This window comes from Edaphobacillus lindanitolerans (genome assembly GCF_900156305.1).
GTDB lineage: Bacteria > Bacillota > Bacilli > Bacillales_A > Planococcaceae > Bhargavaea > Bhargavaea lindanitolerans.
The window spans coordinates 860924-872470 of the sequence record NZ_FTPL01000001.1; the positions used below are offsets into that span (position 1 = coordinate 860924).

General features: G+C 57.2%; 12 protein-coding genes and 1 riboswitch. Of the genes, 4 read left to right on the forward strand and 8 right to left on the reverse strand.

The annotated features are described in order from the left end of the window. Positions 1-247 precede the first annotated feature (247 nt). The 3 genes from B0B07_RS04080 to B0B07_RS04090 all read right to left on the reverse strand — a co-directional run bounded on the left by B0B07_RS04080 (position 248) and on the right by B0B07_RS04090 (position 3408). The gene (locus B0B07_RS04080) at positions 248-1438 is read right to left on the reverse strand and encodes a M20 metallopeptidase family protein (RefSeq protein WP_076757069.1); all 1191 of its coding nucleotides are present in this window, start codon (positions 1436-1438) and stop codon (positions 248-250) included. Between the two features lie 177 nt (positions 1439-1615). Beyond that, the gene (locus tag B0B07_RS04085) at positions 1616-2164 is read right to left on the reverse strand and encodes a competence protein ComK (protein WP_076757070.1); all 549 of its coding nucleotides are present in this window, start codon (positions 2162-2164) and stop codon (positions 1616-1618) included. 401 nt (positions 2165-2565) lie between these two features. Continuing rightward, complete coding sequence (locus B0B07_RS04090) at positions 2566-3408, reverse strand: DUF2971 domain-containing protein (RefSeq protein WP_076757071.1); 843 nt, start codon at positions 3406-3408, stop codon at positions 2566-2568. Positions 3409-3548: 140 nt separating this feature from the next. Beyond that, positions 3549-3655, forward strand: a riboswitch (TPP riboswitch). A 99-nt stretch (positions 3656-3754) separates the two neighbouring features. On the opposite strand from B0B07_RS04090, the gene B0B07_RS04095 reads away from it, so the two are divergent. Genes B0B07_RS04095 through B0B07_RS04110 form a run of 4 tightly spaced genes read left to right on the forward strand, consistent with a single transcriptional unit; the run spans position 3755 to position 7091 of the window. Further along, positions 3755-4354 (forward strand): YkoF family thiamine/hydroxymethylpyrimidine-binding protein, encoded by a 600-nt coding sequence (locus B0B07_RS04095; RefSeq protein WP_076757072.1) that lies wholly within the window; start codon positions 3755-3757, stop codon positions 4352-4354. Then, positions 4351-4932, forward strand: coding sequence for an ECF transporter S component (locus B0B07_RS04100; protein WP_076757073.1), 582 nt, complete (start codon positions 4351-4353; stop codon positions 4930-4932). Before B0B07_RS04095 ends, B0B07_RS04100 begins: the two co-directional genes overlap by 4 nt. Further along, positions 4925-6355: an ABC transporter ATP-binding protein gene (locus tag B0B07_RS04105; RefSeq protein WP_234982238.1), complete on the forward strand. Its 1431-nt coding sequence runs from the start codon at positions 4925-4927 to the stop codon at positions 6353-6355. Before B0B07_RS04100 ends, B0B07_RS04105 begins: the two co-directional genes overlap by 8 nt. Next, complete coding sequence (locus B0B07_RS04110) at positions 6336-7091, forward strand: energy-coupling factor transporter transmembrane component T family protein (protein ID WP_076757075.1); 756 nt, start codon at positions 6336-6338, stop codon at positions 7089-7091. The genes B0B07_RS04105 and B0B07_RS04110 overlap by 20 nt, the downstream gene beginning before the upstream one ends. Before the next feature lie 195 nt (positions 7092-7286). Here the strand turns inward: B0B07_RS04110 and B0B07_RS04115 are convergent, their stop codons facing one another. From B0B07_RS04115 to B0B07_RS04135, 5 genes are all read right to left on the reverse strand, one after another. Beyond that, positions 7287-7808 (reverse strand): hypothetical protein, encoded by a 522-nt coding sequence (locus B0B07_RS04115; RefSeq protein WP_076757076.1) that lies wholly within the window; start codon positions 7806-7808, stop codon positions 7287-7289. 160 nt (positions 7809-7968) lie between these two features. Next, on the reverse strand, positions 7969-8196 hold the full coding sequence (locus B0B07_RS04120; protein ID WP_076757077.1) for a hypothetical protein: 228 nt from the start codon (positions 8194-8196) through the stop codon (positions 7969-7971). Between the two features lie 103 nt (positions 8197-8299). After that, on the reverse strand, positions 8300-9514 hold the full coding sequence (locus tag B0B07_RS04125) for a CynX/NimT family MFS transporter (protein WP_076757078.1): 1215 nt from the start codon (positions 9512-9514) through the stop codon (positions 8300-8302). A gap of 11 nt (positions 9515-9525) precedes the next feature. Beyond that, positions 9526-10212 carry a FadR/GntR family transcriptional regulator gene (locus tag B0B07_RS04130; protein ID WP_268753110.1) on the reverse strand — a complete coding sequence of 229 codons (687 nt, stop codon included), beginning with the start codon at positions 10210-10212 and terminating at the stop codon, positions 9526-9528. Positions 10213-10580: 368 nt separating this feature from the next. Next, positions 10581-11546: a BadF/BadG/BcrA/BcrD ATPase family protein gene (locus B0B07_RS04135; RefSeq protein ID WP_076757079.1), complete on the reverse strand. Its 966-nt coding sequence runs from the start codon at positions 11544-11546 to the stop codon at positions 10581-10583. Position 11547: the final 1 nt, after the last annotated feature.

Below are 11547 nucleotides of genomic sequence, written 5' to 3' on the forward strand. Positions count from 1 at the left end.
TCCCCCTCACCCTCACCATTCATTCCCTCAGCCTATCGCATTTCTGTTATGAGTTTTGAATATTCTAGTGGACTTTGTAATGTAATACCCTCATTTTACATATATACCACCCAAGATGTGAGGGATATCATGTCGGATTCTGCAGATTTACAGAGCAGCTCCGCGAATATCGGCTCGGCATCTCATCGGTGCCGGTCTGGCTGCAGTGAAAACCGGCCTTCCAATCGGAAAGCCGGCCCTCATCCGTTCATTCAACTCCTGCATTCAAATACTCCACGGCAAACCCGGTCATCGCCCGGATGCCTGTCGGGATCGAGCGTTCGTCGAACACGATGTCCGGACTGTGCAGGCCGCGCCGGGTCCGGCCGTCCATGTCATTGCCGGTTCCAAGCCGGAACAGCAGGCCGGGCACATGCTCGAGGTAATAGGCGAAGTCCTCACTGCCCATCGACGGGATTTCAAGATGCTCAATGTAGTCGTTCCCGATGCTTTTCAACAGGGAGCGTTCCAGCACGTGTACGAGCGGACCATTGTTGATGACCGGCGGGGTGCCGCCGCTAAACTCAATTTCCGCTTCTGCCCCGGATGCTGCCGCCGTGTGAAAGGCGATTTCCTCCATCCGTTTTTTCACATACTCCCGGGTGTTCGCGTTGAGTGTCCGGATCGTGCCCGAGAACACCACATTCTTGGCGATGACATTATCTGCCGTTCCTCCGTGGATCTGTCCCGCCGTGATCACTGCCGGATCGAACGGCGACAGATTCCGCGAAATGATCCGCTGGAACGAATCGATGATGTCCTCGGTCACCGGAATCGGATCAATCGACGTTTCCGGATGGGCACCGTGCCCGCCGGTCCCCGTCACCGTAACCCGGAAACTGTCATTCGCCGCCGTCATCGGTCCCGGCCGGATTCCGATTTTCCCGGCATCCGTGATCGGCCAGGTGTGCAGGCATACTGCGTGATCCGGCACGGGATCTTCCAGGACCCCGCCCCGGATCAATTCAGGCGCACCGCCTTCCTTCTCTTCGGACGGCTGGAAAACGAACTTGACTGTCCCTCGCCATTCATCACGCAGCCTGTCCAGCAGCAGTGCCGTCCCGACCAATACGGTCGTATGGATATCGTGGCCGCACGCGTGCATCACGCCGGTCTGCTTGGACGCAAACGGCAAATCGGTTTCCTCGTTCAGCGGAAGGGCATCGAGGTCTGCACGAAGCATGAGCACAGGCCCCGCCCCTGCCTTCCCTTCCATCAAGCCGACGAGTCCCGTCGGCGTCCCCGGATCCCGCCACTCAATAGACGTGTCCGACAACAGTTCCCGAACATACCGCGTCGTCTTGAACTCTTCGTGGCTCAGTTCCGGATGCATGTGGATCTGACGGCGCACCCTTACCATGTCTTCTTTGATTTCCTCTACAAGTGCTTCCAGTTCCATAAAATCCTCCATTCTATTATTCGCAAGTCTGTGCCAAACTCTCCATGTCTGCCTAAATTCCTATACCCGGAAGAATGTGATTTATGTCCGCTTCAGTCCGGCGACGCGAAACACCGGCACCGGTCGCTCCCATCCGCTCCCAACGCAAAAAGGGACAGCCTCGGCTGTCCCTTTGCTTCATTCTAATTTTCCGGACTTCCGGATGCCCCTTCCCTTGAAGATATGGTAGGTGACTTTCGGCTCATGTGCCCGGCTCGTCAACTTGTCCGCCCGGTCAAGCTGGTGGCGAAAAAACAGTGCCTTTTGGAACTGGTGATTGAAACTCTGGATGCTCATGGGCACTTTGATATTTTCTCCACCTGACAGGATGACCTGGGTGAATCCCTTCTCCTCTTCGAAGAATTCGGCGATATGATCAAGCGAAAACCAGGCACAGTCCGACTTTGCAGACGACCACGTCGGCAGCATGATGATCGGCTTCTCGGCATTGATCAGGATCGGCGGAGTGTGATTCCGCTTCAAGATGTATGCTGCACCTTGTACGGCGCCCACATAGCTGGACGCATAGGAGCGGAGCGTCCGGTCGATTACGTGACGGGGCTTCATCTCCAGTTCGCATGGAGATTTTCCAAATTCGAGAACGATTGACACAGGGTGTCCATTTTTACTGAAGGTCGGCAGGATGGCCATCGTTCTCGGCCCGATCCGACAGAAATTCTTATGCATTGAAACTAGTTCCTCCCTCTTTTTATTTGTGTTCATGTGAACACATGAGAAATTAGCAACAATTTAACAAGCGAATTTCCAAACAGCACTGTTCCCAAATTGATGTCCGGATCTGCCGGACACCGTGATTCCCCTCCTTCCTTCGGCCCGCATGAACCGGCAGGCGTTCCCAGGAACCTATGCCGTCCGATCGAGATGTCTCCTACAGCTTTATCCAGCGGTGCTTCACCGAAATTAATATCCACTGACTGTAAGTTTTACTTTTCGATTCCTATTATGTATTTCATTATACCTATTGCCCACCGTAATTGTCCAGAAGATTTATAAAATTTTGTCTTAATTTATTGTATATTGCGTTTTATTTGTCAAAAAAGAGAGCATTATGGTCCGCCTCTCCGCCTTTAACCAGGCAGGTACTCCCGGAATGCCAGTTTGAACTTTGAACTGCTGTCGTCGATGTCGATTCCCCGTATTGGAATGTCTTGTTCACGGGCAATTTCAAAGAGCGCGAGCTTGTCCGCTTCCCGGCATTTAGTGCCAAGATACAGACCGGACAACCGCAAACCCGCCTCCCTGTTCTTGAGCAGCTTTCCGCTTGTCCGCTCCCGGTTTGGCGGGACGATCCGGTACTCCTCTTCGTAATCCCACGAATCATGCTTCACAAAATGCGTCAAATAAAGAAGCATCGGCTCCACCGCCGAAACCTGTTCGCGCCTCATCTCGCCCTTGAACAATAAATAAAGATGATGCACCATCCGCTTCAGCAGCACTGCCGCATTCCTGCGGTCATGAGAATAGATGACCGGGAACAGGCGATGTCCGTCCAACACTTCATACTCCGCACAAAATCCTTGATAATTGTTTGTGTAGTGCGCCCACATCGGAAAGTTATGCAGATTGCCTGTAAAGCTCGCAGACAGGAATACACTGCGGATCCGGTCAAGCAGGCGGTCCATGATTTTGGCTTCCAGCGGTGTGTCGAACTCGCTTTCATCGAGCAGGACAGCCTTGAATTCGAACGGGTCATTGAGGAACTCCGCCGCACTCGCCCAGATCTCGCCGTTCCGGATGGATGCAACCCGGAGCTCATTCTCCGTCTGCCAGTCCACCCTCCGTTCATCAAACAGCGGCGAAAACTTATACAACGTCGAGGGGATGCAGGTGTTTTTATAAGCGATTGCGTTTTCAACCGGCTGCTCGGACAATAGCTCCGCAAACCGTTTGAGATCGAATGGTTCAGTCATGGCCATGCTCCCTTCGTCGATGTCTTCAGGAACTTCATTTTCCCTATACCCGATTTTAACGGCTGCCCTTGCCTTCCTCCAAGCAATCCCCTACACTGTAGGCAGCGGGCAAACCCGCTGCACGGAAAACTGCATACCGTTTACTGCACTGGGGGTGCCCGTCTTGGGCTGAGATGCGAGCGAATGCTCCGATCCCTTTGGACTCGAACAGGTTCGTACCTGCGTGAGGAAGTGCGGCGGATTTCAATGCGCCTGCCTATCTATTCGCATGGCCATCTTTCGGAATCTCAGCTGCATCTTCACGGATGCAGCTTTTTTGTGTTTATCACAAAGGGGGATATGAACGATGAACGAACTGCAGTGCGGGACGAGCCCGATCGTCGGGTTCCGTTTCTCGCTCCACCCGATGACCGACCGATTCGTCGAGGTGATCAAAGGTGCAATGAAAGAAACTGACACATCGGCCGTATGGATGCATACCGACGATGTCTCGACGGTTATCCGGGGCAAGCAGGCGCACGTTTTCAACGTCGCCAAGGCAATAACGCTCCACGCTGCAAAAACCGGAGTGCATGTTGCACTGAACGGCACATTCTCCGTGGGCTGCCCGGGTGACTCGGCGGGAGATGTGTATCTCGACATGCCCGATGAGCTGCTTAACCAGGATGAGACAAAACAATATGTGTCCTCCCAGTTTGCACTCTATCCGATGAACAATCCGGACTATATGTCAGTCATTTACCGTGAGGTCGACCGCGCAAAAGAGCGCGGCGTCTTCAACGAATCGATGCACTACGCGAGCGGCATCCACGGGGACATCCATGACGTGTTTGATTTCTATGAAGAGGCATTCGAAAATGCCCGGTCCGATGCCCACCGGCACCTCGTCATGACCGTATCGATGAGCATCAATTCCCCGTCCCACGAAGGTTCTGTAAAGCGATGATGAAGTCCTGGAAAATGAAAGAAATCGTCCTCATGTCGCTTTTCGGTGTCGTGTTCGGCATCGTCTATCTGATTTTTGTCCATCTCGGGAACATCTGGGCCGGCCTCATCGGCCCGCTTGCCTATGAATGGATGTTCGGCATCTGGTTCATCGTGTCGATTTTGTGCATGGCGATTATCCGCAAGCCCGGGGCCGCCTTCCTGCCGGAAGCACTGGCTGCGGTGATCGAGGTTCTGCTCGGCAACGGAGCCGGTCCGCGGCTGATCTTGTCCGGGATGATCCAGGGGCTCGGGGCCGAAGCCGCCTTTGCCGCAACCGGCTACAGACGGTTCAATCTGCCGGTCATGATGCTGGCGGGGGCCGGCTCGGCCCTGTTCAGTTTTGTGTACGGTTATTTCGTCTCGGGCTACTCGGCGCTCGATCCTAAATTTGTCCTGCTGATGCTGACACTACGTGTGATGAGCGGGATGATCATCGCCGGGGTGGGCGGGAAATACCTGGCGGACGGGCTGCTCGCGACCGGTGCGCTGCGCGGCTATGCCATCTCCAGGACGGACAAGGGTGAGGCCCGTGTCTGAACCGGTCCTCTCGCTTGAAAAGGTCTCTTTCCGGTTCCCGGAAGACGACCGGGCAACATTGAACGAGATTTCCTTTTTGGTCAATTCCGGCGAGCGGGTCGTCCTGTCCGGACCGAGCGGCTGCGGAAAAAGCACACTCCTGTATTTACTGAACCGGCTGTACCCGGCGAACTGCGACGGCATCGTATCGGGATCGCTCGAACTGTTCGGCCGGCCGTCGGATAGCTGGAAGCCCGGGGAGATCAACCGCCGGATTGCGACCGTTTTCCAAGATCCGGACGCCCAGTTCTGCATGCCCACCGTCGAGGAGGAGCTTGCCTTTACGCTCGAAAACATCCGCATTCCCCGTGATGAAATGGAAAGCCGGATTACCGGCGTACTGGAGCTGACCGGACTTGAGGGATTCCGGAATACGGTCATCCAGACACTGTCCGGCGGTCAGAAACAGCGCGTCGCCACCGCTTGCGCACTCATCATGCACCCGGATGTGCTGCTCCTGGATGAGCCGCTCGCCCACCTTGACCCGCATACCGCGCTTGAACTCGTCCGCTGGCTGGATGAGCTGCAAAAACAGACGGGCCTGACAATCGTGGCAGTGGAACACCGGCTCGATCTTTGGAACGAGTTCTTCGACCGGGAGATTTGCCTCGGTGCAGACGGGCAACTCATCGGAGACCGGCCATTCACCCCCAAACCCGCCATCCGTTTTCCGGAACGCCCGAGTGCGATCCGATCCGAATCGGCAATGAGCGTGGAAAGCCTGTCTGTCCGGATCAAGGGCCAGCAGATCTTCGCCCCGCTTTCATTTGTACTGAGGGCAGGTGAGGTCGCCGTCCTCGCAGGTCCGAACGGCAGCGGCAAATCCTCCCTCGCGAAGGCGCTTTGCGGCATTTATAAAACGTCCGGCGGAAAAGTGCATGCATCCGGCATCGGCTATGTTCCCCAGTCACCGGAATTCCTGTTTCTGACTTCTTCGGTCCGGGATGAGCTGGCGTTTTCCGGCTTCGCCTCCCCCAATTCGATCGATGACCTCACCGACCGGCTCCGACTCGGCGAAATACGGAACGCCCACCCATTCTCCGTCAGCCACGGGCAAAAACGGCGGGTGGCCATCGGTGCGATGCTCGCGGACAACCGGCCGGTCATCGTCATGGACGAACCGACCTCCGGACAGGATGCCGGGGCCCTGCTGGAACTGTTCAATTTAATTGAGGAGCGAAGACGGGAAGGCAACACGTTCCTGATCATCACGCATGACATGGAATTCGCCGCGGCTGCCGCCGACTCGGTTCTGCTCATCAAAGATGGTGTGTTCACCGGCAAATACCGCGCGCAGGAGGTCTGGACGGACCACGCCCTCCTCGCCGCCCACCATCTCGTTCCGCCGAAAGGAGCGAACGCCCATGAGCCGGCTTTTGCATGAGATGAATCCGTCTGTGAAGTTCCTCGTCGTCATCGTCTCGATGCTCACGATGGCGTTCTTCTTCAATCCATGGACGCCGCTTTTATTCTGGCTCGGTCTTTTGATTGTCCAGCTTCTGTTGAGCCGGGTGAACTGGAAACTGTGGGCGCTCATGATGCTCCCGTTCGGGCTCGGAGCAATCGGCTATCTGTGGACGACGCTGGTATTCGGCGCCGACACCGGCGGAGATGTGATCGGTTCATTTCTCGGCATCGAAGTGACCGATGAACAATGGGCACGGGCCTGGTCCCTCACCTTCCGGGTCCTCTCATTCTCCAGCCTCTCGCTGCTGTTCGCGCTCACGACCGACCCGGTCACGTTCATCATGAGCCTCATGCAACAACTCCGCGTCCCGCCGAAGCTGGCCTACGGAACGATGGTCAGCTATCAGTTCCTGCCGGTATTGAAGGACGAACTTGTCCAGATCCGCCAGGCACAGCGCCTCCGAGGCGTCGACGAAGGCAAACACTGGTGGCAGCGTGTGCTCGGAATGCGCCGCCTCCTCATCCCGATGCTTGCCGGCGCGGTCCGAAAAGCCGAACGCGCCGCCTTCGCCATGGAGGCACGGGGATTTACAGGCGAACCGAGGAGTGAGTTCTACCGGCCCGTGAAGCTTGGCGCTCGTGACTGGGCGCTCGGAGGCCTGTTCGCCCTCCTGCTCACCGGCAGCTGTGTGGCCGGAGTGATGCTCGGATAAAGATTGATCGGCGATCTGGCGCAGGTGCGGCCAATGTACAGAAACGTCCGGAAGTGAAGGCATCTCACTTCCGGACGTTTTTTATCTGTCTTTTCATCCAATCGACGGCGAATCGCCGCCTTTCCCTTTTGAATCCCTGCCTTTCCCCCGCAATACGCTGTGTAGCACCGTCAAGTCCCTGCGTCGCATGACTGTTCACAGAACGTCCTCGTCCTCCGCTTCCTCCTCCACATCCACGTCGATGCCCATCACCTGCATCTTCGGTATGAATGCTTCATTTCGCGAGAGGGCATTCCCATAGATGCGGGTGCGGTAATGCTTTCTGCGCCAGATCACGATCCACCGGCGGTCGCCGAGATCCAGACCGCCGATGCAACGGTTCAGCTCTTCCATATCAAGGATCACCAGCTCGCCCCCCGGCCGGTTGCCGTACGACCCGATGATTGCGACATGGCAATTGCCGTATTCGTTGTTCAACTGCCGGATCCGCTCCACTTCTTCCGGGCGGAATGAGAACGACCAGCGGATCGACTTTTCCTTCCGCTTCGATGAAGGCGCCGACAAATACTTCGAGTACACGGTGAACTCCTCGCCGTCCCTGCCCACCCGGTACACGCCTTCCGGATGATCCGCAAGTCCCTTCAGTTCGAATCCTTTGTTCAGGAGCACATTTGCAAGCGCCCCGTGGAAGAAATCCACTTTTCTCAGTCTCGTCATCGACCTTCCTCCTCAAGAAGCTAGTTACCCTTCTACTTCCCTGTCACGCTCACTTTTAAAATTCGATTCGTTGAAAGATCTGCAAAACGGAACACCTACAAAAAAACGGCCACCCTATTAGGGCCGGCCGTCTCGACAAGCATTTTGTAACTCGTTCCGTTCACTTGATCATCTTTTCGTAATCCCCCGGCTCCAGATCATCCGGATTCGGATCATAGACATCTTCGCTCACCGAGTCATTCGGATCTTCCACGAAAACGCTCGGCCCGCTGTTTTCAGAAACCGGCGTGCCTTCCGGAGAAGCACAGTCTTTGCAGCGCTCGGGGTCATGGGACAGGTTGCCGTCGAATTCCTTGCCGCACTCGACGCACACTTGATGAGGAATCATTGCTTCTGTCGCCTCCATTCGCCCGTTAGTATGGCCGGACGTGCCCGTTCCATGCCTCCGATCTGCTTCGAAAAAAAGACCGCCTCGGCGGGCGGCCTTCCACTTACCGTATCTGGACATTGCGGCCGGAGACAAGTCCGGCGAGCAGGATGACGACAGAAACGAGCAGGAGCAGCAGAAGCGGCATCGTCCAGCTGTTCGTTGCGTCATGGAGGATGCCGAACAGCGCCGGTCCGGCTGCGGCGAGCAGATAACCGAACGACTGCGCCATGCCGGACAGTTCTGCGGCTTCCTTCGGGCTGCGCGTGCGCAGGCTGAAGAACATCATGGCCAGGCTGAACGCGGTACCCCCGCCGATGCCGATCAGGATGACCCAGATGAGCATGAGCGAGGAACTGCCGTACAGGATGCCGAGCGTTCCGGTGATGAAGAGAGCACCGGTCAGCAGGACGAGCGGAATCTGGCTTTTCATCCTGCCGGCGATGATCGGGATGATAAACGTGAACGGGATCAGTGCGAACTGCATGATCGACAGCATCCATCCGGCGGCACTGATGGTGATGCCCCGTCCGGTCATGATTTCCGGCAGCCAGGCGACAGTTGTGTAAAAGATAAGCGACTGAAGTCCCATGAACACGGTGATGCACCACGCAAGCTTGGATTTCCACATGTTCACGCCGGACTTTGCGGCCTGTCCGCCCGGATCACTTTTTGGAAGCTTCACCTGGGGCAATAGCACGAGGAGCGCAACGATCGAGACGAAGCCCCAGTAACCGAGTGAACCGTTCCAGCCGAGCTTCCCGGCAACCGGGACGCTGAGGCCCGATGCGATCGCCGCACAAACGTTCATCGACACGGCGTAAATACCCGTCATGAGACCGACATGCCCCGGAAATCCCGACTTGATCATGCCCGGGATGAGCACGTTGCCGAATGCGATGCCGAGGCCGATCAGCAGTGTTCCGGCAAATAAAGTCCCCACGTCGCTCACCATGCGGAGGAACACGCCGGTCGTGATGAGGACGGATGCCGCGAACAGCACTGTCTGCATCCCGTACTTCCGGGACAGCTTCGCTGCGAACGGCGAGACGGCCGCAAACGCGAGGAGCGGCAGCGTCGTCAGGAACCCGGCGGCAAAGCTTGAAATACCGAGGCTTGCACGGATATCGCTGACAAGCGGGCCGACCGATGTCAGGGGCGCTCTCAGATTGGCCCCGACCGTGATGATCGCGAGGAACACGAGCAGCAGCTCGGCGCTTCCGATCATCTTTACTTTTTCTTCTTGGTGTAACAACTCTGGTTGATGTTGAACTCTCATGGTCTTCCCCTTTATCTGTCTGAAAGTGTTTCCTTGAAGCGGTTGATGTACACATTGACGGCGTCCATCGCTCCTCCCGGATCCTGCCGGATGACGGCATCCACCAGCGTGCCATGGACCTGGATGTAGCCCGTTTCTTCTTCGGATGCCTCGAAGATATTGCGGATCGACACTTCCAGCGGGTCGATGAGATGGCCATATAACTCAATCAGCACCTCATTGTGGGAGGCCTCCACAATCGCCCGGTGCAGCGCCAGGTCTGCGGTCAAGTACCGTTGTGCGTCTCCTGCGACAAGGGCATCCTTGCATAGGATCAAAGCCGATTGAAGTTCCTCCAGATCTTCCGGGTTCCTTCTGATGGCCGCAAGCCGCGCCGCCTCGCGCTCCAGCGCATGCCGGACTTCGAGCGTATCCAGCACGTCCGCCCGGTCCACCCGCTTACGGATGGCGGCTTCCAACATGCTCGACGAGCGCACAACCGTGCCGCTCCCCTGCCGTGACTGCAGCAGCCCCGCATGCACGAGCGCCCGGACCGCCTCGCGGAGTGTGTTCCGGCTCACCCCGAATTCGGCGACCAGCTCCATTTCCGTCGGAATCCGCTCTCCGACCGGCCACTCCCCCGCATCGATGAGCGATTCCATCTGCGCGACCACCTGATCCACAAGGGATGAGCGGCTCGCCTTCAAAATCCCCGTCAACTGAATTCACCTCTCGAAATTTGTAGGATGATTCGACAAACTGTAGGGTAACACGGATCAAGGGGATGTGTAAACCGGTCAGCGTGACTAAAGTACGATGGGAATGGGCGAGTGGTCGAAGTTTCGCTTCGAGTGGCCGTAGTTTCCTCCCGAGTGGTCGCAGTTTTGCCTTGAGTGATCGCAGTTCCCCCTCGAGTGGTCGCAGTTTCACCTCGAGTGCGGCAAGTTCTCCCTCGAGTGCGGCAAGTTCTCCCTTGGATGACCGGAGGGGCCGCATCGATGTGCAAGCACCTTTCCTGCCGATGCATTCCTTTCCGGATAACCTAAAAGCACCTCTCCGCCGGGAAAGGTGCCGCGCTCACTCGTATTCAATAACTACCGTTGAACTTCTCGGCAAATGCCTCGGCCTCGCTGAGATCCAGCTTCAGCGGGGCAATCGCCGCTCCGCCGACCGGAGGCATCTTCGGCCGGACAAACCTGAACTCGTGGCCGCTTCCCGACCGCAAACGCTCCAGCTCTCCGAAGAACAGCTCAAAATCAGAGAACACGCCACCGGCCAGCACGACGGGGACGTCACTGCCCGCAAACGCACTTTTGCGGAAGCAGCTCACCACACATTCATAGAACCCTTCACTGGCCCGCCGGACGATCGATCCCGCGGCCTCATCCGTCCTTGCAAGCTCCACGACGTAACGCCCGAGCGGTGCCACCAGGCTCCGGGGGTGCATCCCGCCGCTTCCATAAAGCAGCGGGATGAGATCCGGGACGGCGGGCACCCCGAAATGATTCAGAACTGCCCCGGTCAGTGCCGTCTCCCTGCCGCGGCCGTCATACGCACGGAATACGCACCGAAGCGCCTGGTTCCCGAGATCATAGCCGCTTCCTTCATCGTCAAATAAATACCCCCAGCCGGCGACCCGGTGCGCCCGGCCTTCTTCATCCAGGCTGTATGTAATCGCCCCGGTCCCGGCAACCTGGACGATTCCGGGCGTGCCGAGCGTTCCGGCCATCAGCGCGTTGACCGAGTCATTCGATACACTCAGCCGGCACCCTGCAGGCAAGAACCGGTCCGCCGCTTCTTTGACGAGCCGCTCATTGCCGTTTTCCGTCACTCCGCTCATTCCCGCCTGGACAAATGCCAGCCGGCCAAACGCCTCCGGTTCCATTGAGCGCAGCCGCTCAAACACTTCCGACAGGGCCAAGACAAACTCCCCCGGCTGCATCACCGTCGGATTGCTCGGCCCGGCCTCCAGGCGAGCCAGCACCCTTCCGTCCAACTCACACAAAACGGCAGCGGTTTTCGTGCCGCCGCCGTCGATTGCCAAAATTGTCATC

Coding starts and splice junctions, on each gene's coding strand:
- B0B07_RS04135 (WP_076757079.1), bottom strand. CDS start 11,546: ATGACAATTTTGGCAATCGACGGCGGCGGCACGAAAACCGCTGCCGTT.
- B0B07_RS04115 (WP_076757076.1), bottom strand. CDS start 7,808: ATGACGAGACTGAGAAAAGTGGATTTCTTCCACGGGGCGCTTGCAAAT.
- B0B07_RS04080 (WP_076757069.1), bottom strand. CDS start 1,438: ATGGAACTGGAAGCACTTGTAGAGGAAATCAAAGAAGACATGGTAAGG.
- B0B07_RS04120 (WP_076757077.1), bottom strand. CDS start 8,196: ATGATTCCTCATCAAGTGTGCGTCGAGTGCGGCAAGGAATTCGACGGC.
- B0B07_RS04125 (WP_076757078.1), bottom strand. CDS start 9,514: ATGAGAGTTCAACATCAACCAGAGTTGTTACACCAAGAAGAAAAAGTA.
- B0B07_RS04110 (WP_076757075.1), top strand. CDS start 6,336: ATGAGCCGGCTTTTGCATGAGATGAATCCGTCTGTGAAGTTCCTCGTC.
- B0B07_RS04100 (WP_076757073.1), top strand. CDS start 4,351: ATGATGAAGTCCTGGAAAATGAAAGAAATCGTCCTCATGTCGCTTTTC.
- B0B07_RS04085 (WP_076757070.1), bottom strand. CDS start 2,164: ATGCATAAGAATTTCTGTCGGATCGGGCCGAGAACGATGGCCATCCTG.
- B0B07_RS04095 (WP_076757072.1), top strand. CDS start 3,755: ATGAACGAACTGCAGTGCGGGACGAGCCCGATCGTCGGGTTCCGTTTC.
- B0B07_RS04090 (WP_076757071.1), bottom strand. CDS start 3,408: ATGACTGAACCATTCGATCTCAAACGGTTTGCGGAGCTATTGTCCGAG.